Origin of the sequence: Planctopirus hydrillae, assembly GCF_001707835.1 — a bacterium.
GTDB lineage: Bacteria > Planctomycetota > Planctomycetia > Planctomycetales > Planctomycetaceae > Planctopirus > Planctopirus hydrillae.
In genome coordinates this window covers 291,235-310,579 of the sequence record NZ_LYDR01000152.1, presented here as the reverse complement: position 1 = coordinate 310,579, position 19,345 = coordinate 291,235, and the positions used below count along the sequence as shown (strand labels likewise).

The 19,345-nt window shown below is 53.0% G+C and carries 12 protein-coding genes and 6 tRNA genes; 10 read left to right on the top strand and 8 right to left on the bottom strand.

Translation table 11 applies throughout. From position 1 onward, the window contains the following. Nucleotides 1-260: 260 nt before the first annotated feature. Nucleotides 261-422: a hypothetical protein gene (locus A6X21_RS24875; protein WP_165603885.1), complete on the bottom strand. Its 162-nt coding sequence runs from the start codon at nt 420-422 to the stop codon at nt 261-263. On the opposite strand from A6X21_RS24875, the gene A6X21_RS20300 reads away from it, so the two are divergent. The 9 genes from A6X21_RS20300 to A6X21_RS20275 all read left to right on the top strand — a co-directional run bounded on the left by A6X21_RS20300 (nt 396) and on the right by A6X21_RS20275 (nt 4,665). Further along, a tRNA-Phe gene (locus A6X21_RS20300) sits at nt 396-467 on the top strand. The two genes, A6X21_RS24875 and A6X21_RS20300, sit on opposite strands and share 27 nt — an antisense overlap. 48 nt (nt 468-515) lie before the next feature. Then, a tRNA-Glu gene (locus A6X21_RS24870) sits at nt 516-588 on the top strand. Between the two features lie 187 nt (nt 589-775). Next, a tRNA-Lys gene (locus A6X21_RS20295) sits at nt 776-847 on the top strand. 92 nt (nt 848-939) lie between these two features. Then, nucleotides 940-1,021, top strand: a tRNA-Tyr gene (locus tag A6X21_RS24865). 115 nt (nt 1,022-1,136) lie between these two features. After that, a tRNA-Leu gene (locus tag A6X21_RS20290) sits at nt 1,137-1,221 on the top strand. A 26-nt stretch (nt 1,222-1,247) separates the two neighbouring features. Continuing rightward, nucleotides 1,248-1,323 (top strand) — tRNA-Leu (locus A6X21_RS24860). Nucleotides 1,324-1,517: 194 nt separating this feature from the next. Beyond that, nucleotides 1,518-2,114, top strand: coding sequence for an HNH endonuclease (locus A6X21_RS20285; RefSeq protein WP_083233773.1), 597 nt, complete (start codon nt 1,518-1,520; stop codon nt 2,112-2,114). Between the two features lie 437 nt (nt 2,115-2,551). After that, nucleotides 2,552-3,037: a TadE/TadG family type IV pilus assembly protein gene (locus tag A6X21_RS20280; RefSeq protein WP_165603884.1), complete on the top strand. Its 486-nt coding sequence runs from the start codon at nt 2,552-2,554 to the stop codon at nt 3,035-3,037. A gap of 188 nt (nt 3,038-3,225) precedes the next feature. Then, entirely contained in the window at nt 3,226-4,665 is a 1,440-nt protein-coding gene (locus A6X21_RS20275) for a TadE/TadG family type IV pilus assembly protein (protein WP_068851864.1), read from the top strand. A gap of 211 nt (nt 4,666-4,876) precedes the next feature. Here the strand turns inward: A6X21_RS20275 and A6X21_RS20270 are convergent, their stop codons facing one another. The 3 genes from A6X21_RS20270 to A6X21_RS20255 form a co-directional block, all read right to left on the bottom strand. Then, the gene (locus A6X21_RS20270; protein ID WP_083233771.1) at nt 4,877-6,730 is read right to left on the bottom strand and encodes a DUF11 domain-containing protein; all 1,854 of its coding nucleotides are present in this window, start codon (nt 6,728-6,730) and stop codon (nt 4,877-4,879) included. A gap of 734 nt (nt 6,731-7,464) precedes the next feature. Further along, nucleotides 7,465-8,160, bottom strand: coding sequence for an OmpH/Skp family outer membrane protein (locus tag A6X21_RS20260; protein ID WP_165603883.1), 696 nt, complete (start codon nt 8,158-8,160; stop codon nt 7,465-7,467). Between the two features lie 233 nt (nt 8,161-8,393). Further along, nucleotides 8,394-9,323, bottom strand: coding sequence for a sugar phosphate isomerase/epimerase family protein (locus A6X21_RS20255; protein WP_068851852.1), 930 nt, complete (start codon nt 9,321-9,323; stop codon nt 8,394-8,396). Between the two features lie 289 nt (nt 9,324-9,612). On the opposite strand from A6X21_RS20255, the gene A6X21_RS20250 reads away from it, so the two are divergent. Beyond that, nucleotides 9,613-10,920: a Gfo/Idh/MocA family oxidoreductase gene (locus tag A6X21_RS20250; RefSeq protein ID WP_068851849.1), complete on the top strand. Its 1,308-nt coding sequence runs from the start codon at nt 9,613-9,615 to the stop codon at nt 10,918-10,920. Nucleotides 10,921-11,402: 482 nt separating this feature from the next. Here A6X21_RS20250 and A6X21_RS20245 read toward each other — a convergent pair whose 3' ends face one another. From A6X21_RS20245 to A6X21_RS20225, 4 genes are all read right to left on the bottom strand, one after another. Then, a complete protein-coding gene (locus A6X21_RS20245) occupies nt 11,403-13,013 on the bottom strand; it encodes a hypothetical protein (RefSeq protein WP_068851847.1) in 1,611 nt (536 codons plus the stop codon). A gap of 179 nt (nt 13,014-13,192) precedes the next feature. After that, nucleotides 13,193-16,123: a hypothetical protein gene (locus tag A6X21_RS20240; RefSeq protein WP_068851844.1), complete on the bottom strand. Its 2,931-nt coding sequence runs from the start codon at nt 16,121-16,123 to the stop codon at nt 13,193-13,195. A 283-nt stretch (nt 16,124-16,406) separates the two neighbouring features. Then, nucleotides 16,407-17,987, bottom strand: a complete 1,581-nt coding sequence (locus tag A6X21_RS20235; protein ID WP_068851841.1) for an OprO/OprP family phosphate-selective porin — start codon at nt 17,985-17,987, stop codon at nt 16,407-16,409. 264 nt (nt 17,988-18,251) lie between these two features. Continuing rightward, nucleotides 18,252-19,193: an L-lactate dehydrogenase gene (locus A6X21_RS20225; protein WP_068851835.1), complete on the bottom strand. Its 942-nt coding sequence runs from the start codon at nt 19,191-19,193 to the stop codon at nt 18,252-18,254. Between the last annotated feature and the right edge of the window lie 152 nt (nt 19,194-19,345).

The following is a 19,345-nucleotide window of genomic DNA, read 5'->3' as shown; positions in this document are numbered from 1 at the left end:
AACTTCTTTGCGTGAACCTCTGTCATTCCTGGCGGCGAGCACAAGTCTTCAGTGATTGCTCCCATCGATTTTTTAAGCGTCGAGAGTCGCAGAGTTTTATCATGTCCCAACAGAGTCAATCTCAAGCCCTACGACAGGTCGATACCGTGAGGAAACACGAACTCGAAGCGTGTTTTCATCAAGGCGGCGGTCACGTGCTGCATGTTCCAGGCTTGACCGTTTTGATTCCGGAACAGTATCCGCCTCAGGCAGAATCCGAATTATCCAGTGAGCTCTATCAACTCAAATGACAACTGCAGGATGTATGTCCGGCTGATCAAGCCCGGCCTCACCTGCTGAATAGCGAGTGTGATGCCGGGCTTGCTGTCGTTTTCACGTTCGATGTCGCGAATTGAGGGCTGGTAGCTGAGATGGTGTAGCATCTGGCTGAAAACCAGAAGACAAGGATTCGAGCGCCTTCCAGCCCAATTCACGTCACGTACAGATCTGAATCATGGTTCACCAACAGATCATCTGGCTCGTTCGACTTCTGGTGAGGTTACCAGCCTTTCACGCTGGGCAGGTTGGGTTCGAATCCCACACGAGCTAATCGAATCATTCGGGATGAAGGGCACCGGCCGCCCGCGTGTCTTGGGCACACGACGAAGTCAGTTCGATTCTGACCTTCCCGATTCTTTCATGCGGAGTTGTTCCGCAACCGCTTCGTCTTGTGTCCATTGTAAAGATTCCCTGATGACTATCGACAATCCCAATAAACGCCCCACCCCTCCCTCTTGGGGTTGTGGTGTAATGGCAGCACATCGAGCTTTTAACTCGTTTCGTGGGGGTTCGAATCCCTCCAATCCCATCCTATCTTTGAGAGTCTGAATCGTGTGCGCAGAGATCATGGATTGAACGACGAGTCGATCAATACATATCCCGGTGATTGCATGACATTGAGCGTCGGCTGAGTATGGGCGTACTCAAGTGGCTGTAACCCACCCGCCTGCGGGCATTGATGGTTCGAATCCGTCCCGACGCAGTCATAGAAACAGCTCAGTATTGAGTCGCACTTACTCGCCACGCATTCCGGACGATTCTCAGCAACGGGTTGATCAGAAAGTTCGTACATAAACCTTCAACGAGTCCCATCACTCGATCAAGTGGTGCAACTGGTAGACACGCGACGCTCAGAATGTCGTGCCCGATTCGGGCTTGGGAGTTCGACTCTCCCCTTGATCAATCATAGAAAATCGATTCGCGGAGACGGTCAGATACGCAAACTGGAAAAGCGGCCATGTCGAGAACGTGGTGAATTTGTGGGTTCAACTCCCACTCTGATCAATGGCGCCACCCCCTTCGCCTTCTGGAGAAATTCCGGCCCAGACTGCTGAAGACAAAGGTCACGACCTATTGGCGATGATGACGAGATCCGACGCCAGGCGAGGGGCTGACAGTCGGCATTTCGCACGATCTACTATCAATCGTATTTGAGAACTTTCTACTCGACGACTTCTTGAAGGAAAGGAACAGACATTGTGGTTGCCATGTTGACAAGACCCACCCTGGTGCTCAATCGAAACTGGCAGCCGGTCGGTGTCGCTTCGGTCGCACGTTCACTATCTCTCGTTGCCAGTGGTAGAGCGCGCATTGTTGACCCTGCGGATTATCAACTCTATACCTGGAATGACTGGTCGAGACTGATCCCTCAGCAGGACGAGCCCTTCGTACAATCTGTCACATTCCGCCTGCGCGTTCCTGAGGTGATCACCTTAGTCGGCTATGATCGAGTCCCTCGCCAGGTGGTGACATTCAGTCGGCTGAATCTCTACAAGCGGGATCAGTATACCTGTCAGTATTGTGATGCAAAACCGGGTTCAGAAGAACTGACGATCGACCATGTTCAGCCGCGCTCGCGTGGAGGAACAAGTACCTGGGAGAATTGTGTTCTGGCGTGCATTGCCTGTAATCACAAGAAAGCGAACCGTACACCTCAGGAAGCCCATATGCCCCTGCGGAAAATGCCAGTTCGCCCCACATGGCAGCCACTCTATTCCCGGCACAATCTGAAGATTCAGAGCTGGAGAAAATTCCTGAGCGAAGCCTACTGGACAGTCGAACTGGATGGTTCGTAATGGATTCCAATAAACCAGCTGACGATCGAGAACCCGATCTGTCAGCTGGTTTGTTTTCATTCAGCCCAATTTTTGTGGACTGCCCCGCCGTTGACCTGTCAAAAGCATACAACATCAAACTTCAGACGGGTGACTACAGGCTGTAATCGATCAATCAGAAGCCTCACCATTTTGAAGTACATACCAGTTGCAGTGTTTCCCTCATGATCTCAAATATGAAGTTGACAAAGTGCTGTCCCGCTTCAGTTTCGTAAATTTCGTATATGAAAACAGGCAATCACGGATCGACGACATGATGGCCAATACAGTAGATCTACTGGTTCTGCGTCAAATCACTGCATTGTTATCATTCGTGCAATCATAAGCCTGGCTGGCAATCATTTGTCAAAAGGGAATGTATGTTTCAACCGGTGATTTTGTCCACCGGCGAGAACATCATGCTTCGAATCCCTTGCTACGCACCAACATCTTCGATCCCTCCGGAACCACTCGTTTCCGAGTTCTGGCGATACCAGCGAAATCGTCGAGGAGCGGTGGCTGTCGAAACAGCACTCGTCCTGCCTGTCTTTGTCATGCTCATTCTTGGATGCATTGAATTCAGCCGAGCGCTCTCTGTCTCTGAACTGCTGACAACGGCGACCCGTGAGAACTGTCGTCGAGCAGTGATTGACGGTTCCACCTCAAGTTCAATCATTGAGACGACTCGCCAGCAGATCCTGCAAACGATCGGGCCCAGCGTCAGTACTTTCGAAATCGTCATCGAAGTCGATCGACCGGAGGCTCAGAATCTCGTCGAGAAAGCCCGTCCGGGAGATATTGTGACACTCAAAGTGGCGATCCCAGTCTCGCATATCCAGTTGACACCCGGTGATTTTCTCTCATCCATTACGCTGCGTAGTCAATGCTCGATGACGCATGAATAAGTGTCGGTTCTCATTCACTTTCCCGAGTTTGACACTTTGTTTCATAGATCGCTCGACACTCAAGTATCGCCCATCTCGATTGCCATCGTGGCCATGCCAGTGGATTCCCATCAGTTTGAGATGTCGATCACTACGATCTAATCCTGAAGTCTTACATGTCTTCGCGGAATTCGGAAAGAACTTTCAACATGAGGCCTTCAACGACTCCGCGGCATGATCGATTCATCCATCGATCTGACAGTGAACAGCGATTCGAATATTCACAGACCTGTTCTTGTCATCATCGGGGTGCGATTGCTGTCCATGCGGCTATCTGCATGCTGCCGATCATGCTGCTGATGGCACTGGTGGTGGATGTGGGCTTGATTTGTATGACCAATGCCCAGCTCCAGCAGGCAGCCGATGCGAGTGCAATTTCGGCAGCGCACAGCCTGGTGCACTCGATGCAACCAACAAAACTAGCGACCGACTTTAATAAAGCCACCAGCACGGCTCATAGGATTACCGTCCTGCATCCTGGTGCTGCACAAGGTGAAAAACTTCGACTAGCGAATCAGGATCTTGAGTTTCTGAACGCTCATTACGATCGTCGATCTAGTCAATATGTGACGGCGCCTGTTTCGTCTCAACAATCTTTCGCCAATGCGGTACGCGTTTCGATCCGACGTGATGAATCCGTCAATAGCCGACTCAGCCTGAGCTTTTCCCATTTGATGGGTCTAGAAAGCACGAGCCTCCGCAGAGATGCGACAGCCGCCTTTTTTCCAGCGACTGAAATCGGTGAAGGGGCGGAAATACTACCCATCGCTGTCGATGCCACTGTCTGGACGACCATGCGACTTGGCAACCATCTCACAAATCAGATCGTGCCTTATGACATCGCTGACTTTGTGGAGAATATCTCACTACTCGACGCATTAGCGATGACGCTCGGGAAAAGAATCCTCGATCCTGTGGGTGTCCCGTTTGATCTCGCAGGGAATCCCTTATTGATCATGGATCGACAAAGCTGGAATTCATCGAAAGAGACTGTGACTTCGGGCTCTGATGGAGTCTGGGAAGGTTTGTTCCTCCCTCATCAACTCGAACGCACTCTGACCAAGATTCCCCTGGTGACGGGTTTAACAGGGATCAAATATGTTCCAGGGAACATGGTGGTCATTGATCTCGGCAAGCAGGCGAGCTCTTCAAAACTGGTGATGAATCTTGCACGACTGGAACGACAACTTGTGACCGGGCTCGATATTCATGACGTGGCTGGTGTGAATGCTTTTAATGGAACAACCGGTGAAACCATCAAAACTCCGTTCAGTGTTCCAGGGCAATACTATCTGCCCAAAGAACTGAAAGAGGAACTGACTCAGTCGATTGGCAAGCCCAAGATCCTGTTTCTGTATGCAACGATTCCCGGTGTCATTACGACCGCTAAAGATCTCCTTCAACAGCCGACCGCTTTTGTGATTGTCGGATGGGTGGGAGCCGTCGTTACCGAAGTCAATTTCGATTCCACATTGAACTATGTCAAACTGCAGCCCGCCCCGTACCACAGCTTTCGACTGGGAAAAGGTGATGGGTCGAATACGGATTTTTCAAGTGGTGTTTATGCAGGCCCTTACCTGATCGAGTGATTCCAAAGCGATTTGATTGAATGCGGACATCCAACTGGCTTTGAACCGCATTGATACCATTCTAATGATGCTGCCCGCGCATAAAAGAACTGGCGGTTAGAGAATCTTCTCTAACCGCCAGTTCACATTTTTCAGGCCGACTTGATTGGCTGGCCTATTTCAATTGGTACCATCAACGGGCATGTATCGCCTTTCGATGAACCAACACTCGTTAGCGACGAACGTCTGAGTAGAACTTGGTTTGTTCTTCGATCAGCAGTGGTTCTTCGATCGAGTTGCTGGTAACACGGGCTCGGAAGCGGAGATTTCCTTCCTGTGTGCTGCGAACATGGACTCGGAAGATCGCTTCGGTTCCTGGAGCGAGGCTGGCCAGTGGTTTGAAGCCGACGATGCGACCATCGCTGATGCCTTCTGTCGCACCCCGGGCGTTGATCAATTCCAGACCGGCGGGCAGGTCACACGTCACAGTGACACCTGTGGCCGCCTTGGTTCCTTCGTTGGAAACTCGAATTTCGTAGGCGGTTTCGCCACCCACTTCGACAGGATCATCCAGATCGATCACCTTCATCGAGAGTGCCGAAGAACCTTCGACGTTCGTTGTTGTTGAGGCTTCCACCATAGAGGCGGTGTCGTTGGCAGCCTGAGCAGTCATGGCAAACGAACCCAGAGCATTGGCTGTCAGTTCGCAGACCAGATTGACGGACTGGTTCGGTTCGATCCGACTCACGATCCAGGAAACCTGATTGCGGCTGGAATCGTACTTTCCACCCTTATCTGCCGACACAAATTCAAAGCCTTCCGCCACATTCTGCGTGACGCGAACATTGGTGGTCGGGACACTTCCGTCGTTCTTGACGGTCACGACGTACTTGGCATTACGACCTTTGTATCGCAAGCCAGGCCCTTCGATGGCGAGCTGAAGTGCAGGTGCGAGAACATTGATGACAGAGGATGCGGTATGACCTGCATCCGAGGTGCTGGTAGCAACGACCGTCACCGTTTGACGGCCACCTTTTACTGCGGCAACAGGGAGTCGAATCGTTTGAGATTCACCCGCATTGATCGAACCCACATCCATGACAAACTGACTACCCTTGCTGCATTCGAGCCCTTCGCTCAACGTGACGTCGAGCTTGACATCGTGAGCAATCCCGCTGCCAGGGTTAGAAATTACCACTGTCTGTGATGCAGGATCACCGACCATGATGTCTGATGGCCCCTTGAGTGCGACCTTGAGCAAAGGCTCTTCCACGCGGAAGGCGGCGGAAGCCGAACCTGTCAGGCGGACAGTGGCGTTCGTTGCAAGCTCGCCACGACGGCTGGGAATCATCTTGATGGTGACTTTGTACTCACCGCCAGCAGGAATCGCATCGATGTTCCATGTGAGATGATCGGTGATGGTGGCCGGCTTTGGCAGAGCACTGGTCAAGCGAACGGTTGTCGGGAAGAAGCCATCGACAGAAACTTTTGATGCTGTCGTTGTCCCGGTGTTGCGAACAATCAGATCCACCGTGCATTCTTGACCAACGTTGATATCTGATCTGCGAACCCACTCCACGTTCAGTGAAGGAATCTGTGGAGCAAGATCAACGCGAGAAGTACTGGTCGATTTAGGAGCAGTGCTGGCAGCTCGCTCTTCTGTATGACGCACAGGCTGAATGAAGCTGTTGTTCCCTTCAGCTTTCTTGAAAGCTGCGGTCCCTAATGGAGCATCATTATCGGTTTCACTGCTCCAGGCCGCGGTTCGCTCTCCACCGGCACGCATCGCACCAGTTTTATCAGGTGCTGCGGTTTTGGCTGAAGCGCCAGTGACTTTACTATCTTTAACAGGCGTCGCCTTGGGAGCTTCGCCAAACAGCTCACTGTATTTCGTGGAACTGGTGCCGCTGGTACCAGCTCCGGCCTGTGCAGGCTGAGTTCGCGAGTACTTCGTCGGCACGTCGGCCGATGGTGTCGCAGCAATCCGTCCGGCTGGCTTGGTTGTTGAAGTTTCAGCAGCCGGGCACAGGCTGGGAGCGAGTGCAGCCGCTGCAGACATAGCGAGAACCCACACTCTTCTAGGCATCGAAACGCTCCTTCCATGAGCCGGTCAACGGCGATTTTCGCCGTAATTTGCCTCGTCATTCCGGAGGGGCTTATCTCCGGATCCATACATCATCTCGTATCGGCGTAAAAAGAACTGCGGATTGATTCGAATAGAGTGACTGTAACGATTTTTCTCAAGGTTCCAGATGTTTGTGAAGAATTGAAGGAGATGGTGGGATTCGGGAAAGCGAAATTATGGTCATTGGAGAGGGACTTGATGGGTAAGGGCAAACGTCCTACCTGGCCCGCAGGCTCTTGGACGTAGATAGTTAACAGTGAAAACGTTCCCAACTCAGGAAGCACTATCGTGGATGCATTCAATGTGACGTTGGATAACGGAAAGACCACGCCCTTTCGAAGTGTTTTGAATTTTGGGGCCAGAGGGTCGTGCCACTTGTCGGCACGATGAGACAGGGAGAAGACCCTCACCCTGCCCTCTCCCACGCAGACGCGGGCGAGGGTTCCAGAGGAGCAAACGCATGGCGCGGCTTCTTGTTGTCGTGGAACTGCACGACAACCCGGCCACGAGTTGGCCGGGCCACCCTTGCCTGGCAATTGTGAATCATGGACAGATCAGAGCCGCAAGCATGGCACAGTCAGCGTTGTTGAAACCTCGAATCAGTATTCAAGCGTTTGGATCTGTGGCAAAAAAAGAGCCAGAGGTCCCCGATCTCCGGTGAACCTCTGGCTGATGATCGCTGAAGCGAAAGGGACTCATTCGTTGGGAAGCTCAGGTGCTGGTGTCGTATTGGCTGGGGTGGCAGCTTCATGTTCGGCAGGCAAAGCGGGAGCCATCGACCTGGCTGCGGCCTCTGTCTTGGCTGCGACATCCGTTGTACCGAGATGAATGGTTCCCCGGCCAATTTTGGCGGAAACGGCTTCGGTGATTTCGACACCGGGTGAGATCGCCAATAGCAAACCGTCATTTTTTGGAATGATGACGGAGTAGCCTTTCTCTTTGGCGATTTCAGCCATGACCGGCTTGATCTGCTCTCGGAACTGGGCCACCAGTTTCAGTCGCTCCTGGTCGAGCAGTGTTTTGGCAGTGTTACGAGCACTCGCCAGAGCACGATTGGCGCTCGCCTCGAACTGCTGCAGTTTCTGGGCTTCTTCACGAGATGGCAATTCACCGGCTGCTGTTTTCCGGTTCGCCAGTTCCTGCCGCAATTTTGCTTGAGCAGTCAGCAGTTCACCATTGAGGGTCTGTTCTTTGGCAGCGAGTTTCGTTTTGATTTCTGCCGTGACGCCTGTCAGTTCTGCCACTTGATCCAGATCCACCACTGCCACAGCACCACCTGCTGGCTGCTGATTGCAACCGGTCGATAACGGAGCGAGAAGGCTGAATCCGAGGAGTGGAGCGAAAAACTTCCAGCGCTTCGATGTTTTCAAACTGCACATAATCTTTGACATGGTCTTGGCTTCCCGAAACATAACTATGGGGCCCAATCGGGCAATGGGCGTGGGTTTCGCTCCTTTCGAAAAGCGTGTCCAGAGGGAAATCCAGCAAGCGACCATACGCTCAAACAAAAAACGGCCAAACTTGCCGATGGGCAAGAGTGGCCGCATGTTTCTGCCATCCATTTGGAAGATGTCGCATTCAGCTTGCCCAGAATTCAGATTTTATCTGTTCACGGGCAACGAGGTCAGCTTTGCCAGGTCGCGAAGATCTTATCCATGCGCCCCGAGATCTCTGTCAGGCGTTCTGCACCACCGCCGCCCACTTCGGCAGTTGCCCAGCCCGAAAAGCCGACTTCCTTCAATGCGGTAAGAACTTCCGGCCAGTCGCAATCACCTTCCCCAATCTCGACACCAAAACCAGCCCCCTTCCCCTGCGTATTGGCTTTCGACCGGCTGAATTCCTTGATATCGATTTTGCCAATCCGGGGGCCTAATGTCCGAATCCAATGTTCTGGCCAGCCGTAATGGACAATATTCCCGACATCGAAATAACTGCCGACGAGAGGCGATTCGAATTCGTCGATGTAACGTGCGCATTCCACCGGGCTGAGAAGGAAGTTATTCCATACGTTTTCAAACAGGATCTTAATCCCCAGCTCTTTGGCCAGAGGCAACGCCTTGCGAATTTCTACCTGAGAGCGTTTGTAGGCGTCTTCGTACGAGATTTTTTTGTTGACGACTGCTGGAACGAGGAGGACTGTATCACCTCCATAGAACTTCGCATCCCGCAAAGATTCTTCGAGGGTTGCCAACCCTTTGGCACGTACCGCTTCCTCCGGACTCGAGAGCGGCAACGACCAATGGTCGTAATCGACGACTCCGTGAACAAGCAAGCCAGTCGATTTGGCTGCCTCGACCACTTCATTCCTGTCTTTAACCCGGGCATCCATGTCGATTCCCTCGAAGCCAGCGGCCTTCACGGCTGCGAACTTCTCGGCGATTGTCCCCTTCACACCCACCATGCTGTACTTGACAGCTTTCCTGAGTGGACCTTTGGGTTGAGGGGTGCTCGGTGAGGCGGAGGGTTCCTGGGTCATGGCAAATCCATGGCTTGCAAGCAGGGATGTGGCACCGTAGGCAGTGGCGGCAGTCATCAGAAAGTCTCGTCGATCCATGGGCTGTTTTTCCTCGTGGTGGGCTGGACACAGAGTTTGATACGTCCATCAAGGCAGGTCTGTGGGGTGGCAACGTTCTGCCGAAAGGTCATGGCAGAACTGCAGGCAGTCTGTGCAACATGCAGTCTGGGGCAATACCGGGCGGAAAAACTGTTCCCACAAATACGCCAAGATTTTCGTAAAGATTTCTCGCGATTCACAGTCTCTATCTGGTACAGTGTTGCGGGCGGAAAAGTCAATCCGCTTGGTAACTTCCACACACGCCTTTTCAAATCCTGCCGAGGTATTGATGACAGACATCCCCGCCACAACCCCATCAGCTCCAGCCAATCGTCGAGACTTTTTGAAAACCTCTGCTGTCGGAGCCACTGCCGTGGCACTGGCTTCACAAATTGCCACACGGGCGTACGCTGCGGCTGACGATACGCTGCGCATTGGACTGGTGGGCTGTGGTGGCCGTGGAACCGGTGCTGCAGCACAGGCCCTTTCGGCTGACAAGAACACCAAGCTGGTCGCCATGGCAGATGCCTTTGGCGATAACATTGAAAACTCACTGAAGAATCTGCAGTCCAACGACAGCTTTGCAGGTCGCATTACTGTCGATGATGCCCACAAGTTCACCGGCTTCGATGGCTGCAAGAACATGCTGGCTGCAGGTGTCGATGTCATTCTCCTCTGTTCGCCACCACACTTCCGGCCAGAGCATATGAAGCTGGCTGTAGATGCGGGTGTGCACATGTTTGTCGAAAAACCAATTGCGGTTGATGCCCCCGGAGTTCGCTCGGTTCTGGAAACTTCCAAGAAGGCGGCCGAAAGAAATCTGGCTGTTGTCTCGGGCCTTTGCTGGCGCTATGACTACGGCATGCGAGCTACTTTTGAGCAGATCCATCAGGGAACGATTGGTGATATTGTTGCCATGCAGTGCAGTTACGACACACGCGGTTTGTGGCGTAAGCCACGCAAGCCCGAGTGGAGTGATATGGAGTGGCAGGTTCGCAACTGGCTCTACTTCACGTGGCTTTCGGGTGATCATGGCAACGAGCAGGCCATCCACAGTCTCGACAAGATGGCGTGGGCGATGAAAGATGTTCCACCAGTGGTTTGCAGTGCCACGGGCGGTCGTCAGGTACGAGTCAGCCCCGATTTTGGGAACATCTACGATCACTTCGCCGCTACTTACGAGTATGCGAATGGGGTGAAGATGTTCTTCCGCAGCCGGCAGCAGGACGGCACCCAGGTCGATGTCAGCGATCACGTTCTGGGAACCAAGGGCCGTGCAGATATCTTCAAGCACCGGATTGTCGATAACGAAGGCAAGGTGATCTGGAAGTACGAAGGCCCGAGGAACAACATGTATCAAACCGAACATGATGAGCTCTTCGCTTCGATTCGCAAAGGACAGCCGATTAACAATGGCGAATACATGTGCTACAGCACCATGCTGGCCCTCATGTGCCGCATGTCGGCCTATACCGGTCAGAAGATCACCTGGGAACAAGCCATGAACAGCCAGGAAGTTCTGGGACCCAAGGCTTACGAGTGGGGTCCACTTCCGGTGGAGCCAGTGGCGATGCCCGGCTTGACACAGTTCATCTAGTCACACGTCAGATCTTGGACTCGATGAATGCTTTCGGGGCTCAATCCATGATTGAGCCCCGTTTTTTTCCCATCGGGTTTCAGGCTAGAGTCAGCAAATTCAAAGAGAGTCATTCAAGCACGTTTTCAGATGCATATTCGCTGGTAAAGTCGACGGCCAGGCGAGACGAGGAAGAGATCCGATCCCTACCAACCGATATTATGAAAACATAAAGGAGAAAGGCATAAAGACCACGCCCTTTCGCAAAGCCTCAGTGGCGTGCCACCCAAAAGAGTGCCATCCAAGATCAAGTCAAGAGTGGTGGCAGGGCGTACGCATGGCGCGGCTTCTTGTTGTCGTGGCTTTGCACGACAACCCGGCCACAAGTTGGCCGGGCCACCCTCAGGTGGCCGTTGTGTCATAGATTGCCCAGGGCTGCAAGGATGGCACAATAGCGGTGGGGACCGACTGACTTCAGAGAAGATCAAATCGGGTTAGTGATGTTACTTGTCGGATCCTGATTTTTCTGGAGCGACCTGATCGAAGTAGGACTTGATCGATTCATGATAGCCTGGGGGAATCTGCTCCTGCTGAATCGCTTCGGCGACACCCTGCTTCACGGCCGTGGCGGCTTTTCGATAATCTTCGCTCGCCTGCCCTTTTTCGCCCATCCCTTGAGTCTTAATCGAGAGGAGCATCTTACCGGCAGTGACCTGAGATTGTGACTTTTCATCAACGAAGGATGTTTCCACCGAATCATCCTCCTGAGCTTTTCCACCTTTGCCCTTCCCTTCGTTACCCATACCCGAACCATTGCATTTGGCCAGCATTTCCTTGTAGAGCTTCTCGTAATCTGAAAGTGACTGGCACTGCTTGCACTTTTCCCCATCGAGAGGGTCAAGCTCGTTGAGCTTTTTTGCAGCCTGAATGGCCTTGAGGGCTTTCTCCAGATTCTGCATGTCCTTCAGATTCTCCATGGCTTCGGAGAGTTCCATCTCAGAGAGTTCCATCGATTCCATCGCAGCCTGCATGGCTTCACTGGCATTTCCTCCATCTTTCTGTGCCATTTGCGCCTGCTGCCGGGCTCGTTCGAGGGCTTTGGCCATTTCTTCAGAACCGAACTCTTCCCGAGCGAGCTTTTCGAGGTTTTCCAGCCGCTTTTTCAACTGCTCCAGTTTCTCGGCCCGCTCGACTGGGTCTTCCGTCTTAGCCAGCTTTTCGAGTTCGTCCTTAATTTGCTCCATCGTCTCTTTGAGAGGTTGCATATTGCCCGAGCGCAATGCCTCTTTGGCTTTTTTCCTTAAGGTTTCGGTCTCTTCATCTCCAAATTTCTGACCTTCTTCAGAGGGTGATGATCGACTGGCCGAAGGTGAACTTTTGGAGGCGGCTTTAAGCTTCCACTGCTGGCTGATTTCCTTCTGCTGTTTCAACAATTCCTTGCGATTTTCTTCTTTGCGGGATGGTTCCATCTTCTGGAAAGCCAGCTTCAGATTTTCTTCCAGTTGTTCGTCCCTGGTCATCTCGCGAGATTCCTGAGCCCGCTTGAGCTCTGTCTTACGGACTTCTGTCATCTTGCGAGTGAGGTTCAGTTGAGCCGAACGCTGCTCGATGACGGCAGCCTGTGCGCGATTGCCAAAGAGATCCCACTGGGGAAGAAAGAATTGGATTCCGCCCGCCAGCAAAACCAAGCCAAGCAATGGTCGAATTCTTCGTGAAGGATTCCAGGGTGACACCTTCGCTGGCACCACGGACTGAGCTTTGGCATGGGCCACAGCCAGCACGACCGGCTGATACTCTCCCACGGATGACGACAGGCGAGAGACAGTCAAGAACAGATCTTTTTCGCCCAGTGCACTATCGATCTGATGGGCCGCTTCCGAAAGTGTGGGTCGCTTCAAAAATATGGCGGCCAGAAGTGCTGCTGCCGGCACAATCGCCAGCCAGACGTACATAATCATCTGTTCCGGCGCAAATGCCGTCAGCCGGTTCACGATCGTGAGTACAGTCATTGACGCTGTGAGCACCAGCAGATTGAGCATGGCAAGCTCAGCCCATTGGCCCAGCGCCATCCGCCGGCGAACTTTTTCGAGCAGGTGAGTGGTCACATCATTCATGGACATATTCCCGCCAGGCTGAACAAAAACTTCTTACCGAAGTATAGCCAGAAATTCGCACCGAAACGAGAGGGGATTCTTCAGCGAATCTGATGCAGAACTCGGGAGAATCGTTCCCGATTTCGATGCCTCGAACCAGAATCTCAGGTTTTGGAGATATTTTGAGCCAGAATCGGTCGTTACCTGGAACTGAATTCGCTTCTGGAGGCTGGTGAATCCTGGCCGGTTTTTACGACCCAGCGGTAGTTCAGAATTCGTCGGCCATTTTCCTGTTCTAGCCGCAACCAGAGCGTCTGACCATCAAAACGTGCGCCATCGGGAAGATAGAAAATCTTCTTGTCGAGGCCCTGGCCCAGTCGAGGGATATTCACGCGTTGCCTGCGTTCATTGGGGATAAACAGGCTGCAACGGAAATCGACAATCTCTTCGGGAACTGTCCGATTCGTCACCCGCTGCTCGATTTCGAGTCGTCCATCGGGAAGAAGTCGATCGATCACTTCGATGGTAATGTCATCCAGCCCCACTCGATAAACCAGCGGCATGCGGAATTCGTAGTGCTGATCTGCATCGATTTTGAAGACGATCTCGGCCTCGTGATCCCCCAGACTGGCGGTGGCGGGCAATAGAAAGCGGAAAGGAATCCGCCAGGGCTCGCGAGCTCTCAGTTGAAGATTGCTGCTGCGTGGCTCGGCATTCCATTCTTTGGGGAGCAAAAGCTCAACAGTCGCCGAGGCCCCTTGTGGAAAGGTATTCGTGCCAACCAGTGCATCCTCGTGCATCCCGTATTCACTGCGGCAGCGGCCCCGTTCAAAATGAGTGGCGACGCGCCATTGAGCCAGCGCCGGCGAACATTTGCGAATAATGATCGGAACCGGGCCTACCGGGAGAAGCTGCTGTCCAGTGACTTGATCAATCAATAGTTTTCGCTGTCGTCCCCAGAGATCGACGAGTACGGCCTCATTTCCCAAATGCGCTTTCTCGATGGTCTCCCGTTGGTTCCAGAGAACCACGCAGGCTTCATGCTCATTGATAAAAACGGCATTTTCACTGCGTTGAGGCAATGTGAAGGCCCCCACAAACTCTTTTCCCGACAACGAGATGGCCAGCGTTCTCCAGGGGAGAAACATGTTTCCTGGCGAACCATCGGGACTGAACACTCCCGACTGTGGATGAAATGGATCTCCATGCAGAATGGTTTCGATACCAGTTTTTCGCTGTTCGATTATTCGTTTGGCTAGTTCACCCGCAATCTGAGGGGAAGTCGTCCCCTTCAAATCGGTGGCTTGCAGAACCACCCACTGTTCCGCAGTCTCAGCAGAATTCCGCCTGGGCAATTCGAGACTTGCCGGACTGATGACAAAGTCGATCCCGCGAGGAAGTTCTTTGCTTTGAGGTGTCCAGGCAGTTCCCACCATTGAGCCACGACTGATCGACTGAATTTCACTGCGAGCCACACGAAAGCCAAGGACCGTATTCAGGCCATCGACAAAACTGTGATCGCGATCACTTCCCAGTTGCCAGCGTCTGACATGCGAACCATATCTGGCCAGGGCAGGTTGCATCGAATCTGCCCAGATTTCTCGCGGCAATGAAAAGATTTCGGCAGAGCCCTGCCATTCCTGGCTGGTCATGGCCTGTAATGGTTTTGGCGGTGCACCAAAGACACCCACAATTGTGACACCCTTTTCGGCGAGATCTTCAAAAAAGTCTGTCGTTTCGCTCATCAGAGCTGGATCGTCGGCTGATTCCCAGACAGGGTACTTCACCCAGGAGGTTGCTGTCTGCTCGACCATGGCCGAGAGAACATTCAAAACTTTCTGTGGCATGACGGTTGGGACAGACCAGCCGAACTCGCCTGTGGTCAGAGGGGTTTCCAGAGTTTCGAAGCGCACGAAGGGCCGAATTTTCTGCAAGACGAGCACACCATCATGTGTCAGCCGGGCTTCCATCTGATAGTGACCAAATTCCAGTTGATCGAGGTTCCACGTTACTCGCCTGGGTTCCGCCACCTGGGTGGGCTGCGCGTTTGCGCTTTGATCGACCGGTTTTGGCAGTTCAGGCTTCAAAATGCGTTGATCTCGGGCAATCAAGTTGCCATCGACATCGCGAGCCGTCAGATCGAGTTGATACTCGAGTGCTGGTTCCAGCCCGGTGAATGCCATATCCAGATTGAAGTTGAGGTCTTTATCCTGAAAGCAATTGAGAGGCGAACTGCCCCAGTCGATATTGGGAAGTCGCACGATTTGCAGATCTGCAAACCAGACATCTCCGCGGACATCGGTTTGAAATCCATCCACCACGTGACAACCGACAACCACAAATGCCGCCTGAGGGGGGAGAGAAACGGGGCCAATCACAGCCGCTCCCCAGGCCTGACTCCCGGAGACGGGCTGTGATAACCAGCGTGCCAATCGCTCTCGTCTGGCATCGAGAACTGAGATCGAAATGAGACCCGCAGAATGATTCAGCCCTGAGGTCTGAATACTCCCGGTCACCGCCAGATTGTAATTGGGATCGACTCGCACCAGCGGACTGTAAAAGACCGCCGGTCCACCGTTGACTCGAAATCGCAGTGCATGATGATCCAGCCCCGGGGGACTTCGATCAATCATCGATTCGACATAGCGTGGAAAAGGTGCCCCTTTGCGTCGAAGCCAACCGTCTGGCAGGTCATCCTGATCAAGATCTTCCTGATCATCAAACCGAAATTCCTGAACAACGGTGGCTCCGGAGAAATGCCGAGCGATCTTTGGCGCCGAAAGTTCCTTGCGGAAGGTCTCAGCAACTTTCTGAGGAGCGATCACTTGCTGGTTGGCGGGAAGACTTCCTGAGGGAAGAGGTTCACTATGGGCGTTGTCCTGATGAATATCACTGGCGGATGGTTTGCCTGCTGCCTGGTTGACGGGCGGTGCCGCTGGTCGAGAATCATCGGCAAGCGTCTGAGTGTGCAGAACAATGAAATAGACCCAGACATACCAGCATCGAGAGATGACGGGCCATGCCTTAAAAAAAGACCTTCGCAAGCTGGTACTCAGGCGGAACCTCAGCATATTGGCCCTGACGGCGAAAGAATCGCCCGCCAGACTCCCCTGGAAACGATGAATCTGCATTCTTGGAAACCTGGACATACAGATTCATCGGCAGAAATTGCGGCCAGAGCCGACGAGACCCTCTGTGATTGAGCACGTGAGACAAAGGAGATTGCGGGATAATTGCAATCTGTCGATTTCGAAGAATTTCGGGGCTGTCCGTGTTCCTGAATTCCCGTGATCCTGAACCCCGTGTTCACCAAGACCAATGCGCACGAGTTCGGCGTTAGAACAGGCTGGAACATCAGCAACCCGGGTCTACCGAGAAGTTGCGTGCTTGTTCGGCGTGAATCTGAATCCCGGTTTAAAAATCCCAGTTCACACGCATGCCGACAAAATTGGCAGTACTGGTACCGAAATTCTGTTTGTAAAGGATTGGGTGAATGTAATTGAACTGCACCTTCGTGTATGGGTTCAGATACCAGTTCACCCCAAACGTGAGGTCATGGAGATTGCCTCCCTGAATATTCTGGTCATTCAGATCGAGCCAGGACCAGCGAGCAGCCAATTCCCAGGCACCCGGCCCCGAAGGTGTCTCTGTCGATCCCGGTGCCGGCAAGACATTCGTGAAAGGAATGGGGCGACCAAACATGCCGATTGGTCTCGAGTTTTTGTTCTGGGCGACGGCGTAGGGGCGATGCTCGCCAGTGACGAACCAGCTCACAAACGCATAAGCTCCGTGGAAATTCACGCGTGGCCCGTTGAGCTGATCGACCTGCACATAGTTGTATTCGGTCTGAAATGAAAGCGGCCCACGCACAAAGGCCATTTCAAAATTGATCAAGTCGACCGTACTGGCAGGAATGTTCCCCGTGTTCACAAAGTTCGGAATGCTCGCACCACCTGATTCGGACATGCGGATTTCTGGCGTCGAAGCAATGCTGTAAAGACGATCATCTGGCCGCCGGATGCTGTGAGCAAAACCAAAGTGATTCAGGTAACGTGTGTTGGCTTTATCCAGTCCAGGTGCCCAGACCACGCGGTGGGTAAAAGCCCAGTCGGGAGAGTCGCCTGTGTCGTCGCCGTAGTTGTCGCTGCCTGACTTAAAAAAGCCATACTGCCACATCAGACGTTGAGATTCTGTCGCATTATGAACGCCAATTCCGGTGTTACGGGCAGGAGCAATCGCATCGGCCAGCCCCCGTTCCATAAATGTGCTGAACCGATTGGCCGAAAGCCTTTCGAGACTGAAGGGTTCAAAGAAATGCCCGACACGGATCGTTCCGAAGTATTTCACATTATGATGCCCGACCCATACATCCAGAAATGAGGGTCTGCCGGGGAGCGCAAAATCCATTTCGATGCGATACTCGTAATACTCCTGATATCGCCCGACAGCCCCCAGCCGGGCTCTACGAAAATCGGTACCATTGGGTGCGTTGCCGACGGCCAGACGATTTTCTTCCGACTGATCGGAGAAGACTGTGTCGACTTGAAGCTGGCCAGTCCAATCGATGGAGGGAAGTTTCTGTTTGGCGGCCTTGGCTGCGAACTCAGACTTCTTCTGCTGAGCTCTTTCTGCCGCCAGCTCGTTCTCAATGAGATCCAGACGTTGTCTCAGGAGACGAAGATCTTCCATCAATTGATCATTTGTCGAATCCGATTCTTCGACGGCAGGAGCAGGAAGCAGTTCGTCAGGAAGCTTCAGAAAATCCTGATCGCTCTGCGTCAGCAACTCCGGTTCAAAGTGAACCGGTGCCTGAGAATGCTGGGCGAAAGCCGAGCTTACGCCCAGACACAGACTCCAGGCCATGATCAGTCCGGCAACCAGAACCACTTTTGTGGAAGTCAAGGTGCGTTGAGATCGGGCCGTTGAACTCCAACCCAGACGATGGCTCTCACGCCTTCGCTGAACCTCTGGCAAAAATATTTGCTGAGCAAACATTGGGAGGAGTTCAATCAGTGAAGAAGGGCAGGCAGGCTGAACTGGCGGCGATTGGCACGAACAATTCAGAGGAATGGAGGGCGAGATTAACGATTATATCGACTGGCGAAGCTACGAAAGTTAATCCACTGACATTCGATTTTCTGAACAAGTACTGCTCGCAGGTCTCCGACATTCTCCATCTTTTGAGGTGTCGGCAGATTCTGCCTGTCCGAGCCCGGTTCCCCTTCTCACGAAATCCAAATCAAGTGGCGAGCCCCCGGATTACTTTTCAATTGAACTGATGGCCTCTTTCAGGACGAGAGCGCTTTTCCGCAATCCCTGATGCTCTTCGGGAGCCAGGTGCAAGGGAATTGTCGATTGGACACCAGAGCCACCCACAATCCGGGGCATCGAAAGTGTGACGTCCTCGACACCTTCGACCAGCTTCTCGCGGGCACAAACGGTCAACACGGCTCGATGGTCATTCAGAATGGTTTTCACCAGTCGAGCCAGAGCTGAACCGATCCCGTAGTACGTCGAGCCTTTTCCCTGAATGATACGATAAGCAGCACCACGCACCCTATCGTCGATGATCTGCTTCTGATGCTCATGCAGACAGATTCCCAGAGAATGGCAGTATTCATCGAGGTGCAGCCCGGCGACTGTAGCGAGCGACCATGTCAAAACTTCGGAATCGCCATGCTCACCAATCACGTAGGCATGGACATGGTGAGAGTCGACCTGCAGGGCTTCTCCCACCAGTGTGCGGAACCGGGCGGTATCCAGCATGGTTCCCGAGCCAATGACTCGACTTGAAGACATGCCGTAACGCATGGCGATATTGGCTGTGAGGTGTGTCATGACATCCACAGGATTTGACGCCACCACAATCATGGCACCCGGCGCATACTTGAGAACCTGAGGAACGATTTCTTCGAAGACCGCCTTATTGCGGCCCAGGAGTTCGAGGCGAGTTTCCCCGGGTTTCTGATTAACTCCTGCCGTGAGTACCACGACACTCGCATTGGCCAGATCTGAGTACCCGCCCGCCTTCACGCGCAGGTTATGCGCAAATGGGACCGCATGAAAAAGATCGTCGGCTTCCGCTTCGGCTCGTGCCGTATTGCGATCGACGAGGACAATCTCCCTGCCAATACCACTCATGATCATGGCAAATGCGGCCGAGGAACCGACCATACCACAACCGACAATTCCGACCTTCATGGGATGTTCCTATCTTTATCTGAAACGCCATCCTGCCGATGGACGCACCCGCAAATCTCCGGGGAAAACAGACTTCGTCTTGAGGTGAGTCTTTTCCCAGGAGAACTGCGAACCTGACAAATGGCATTAGACTATGGCTTGGATCTACAAAC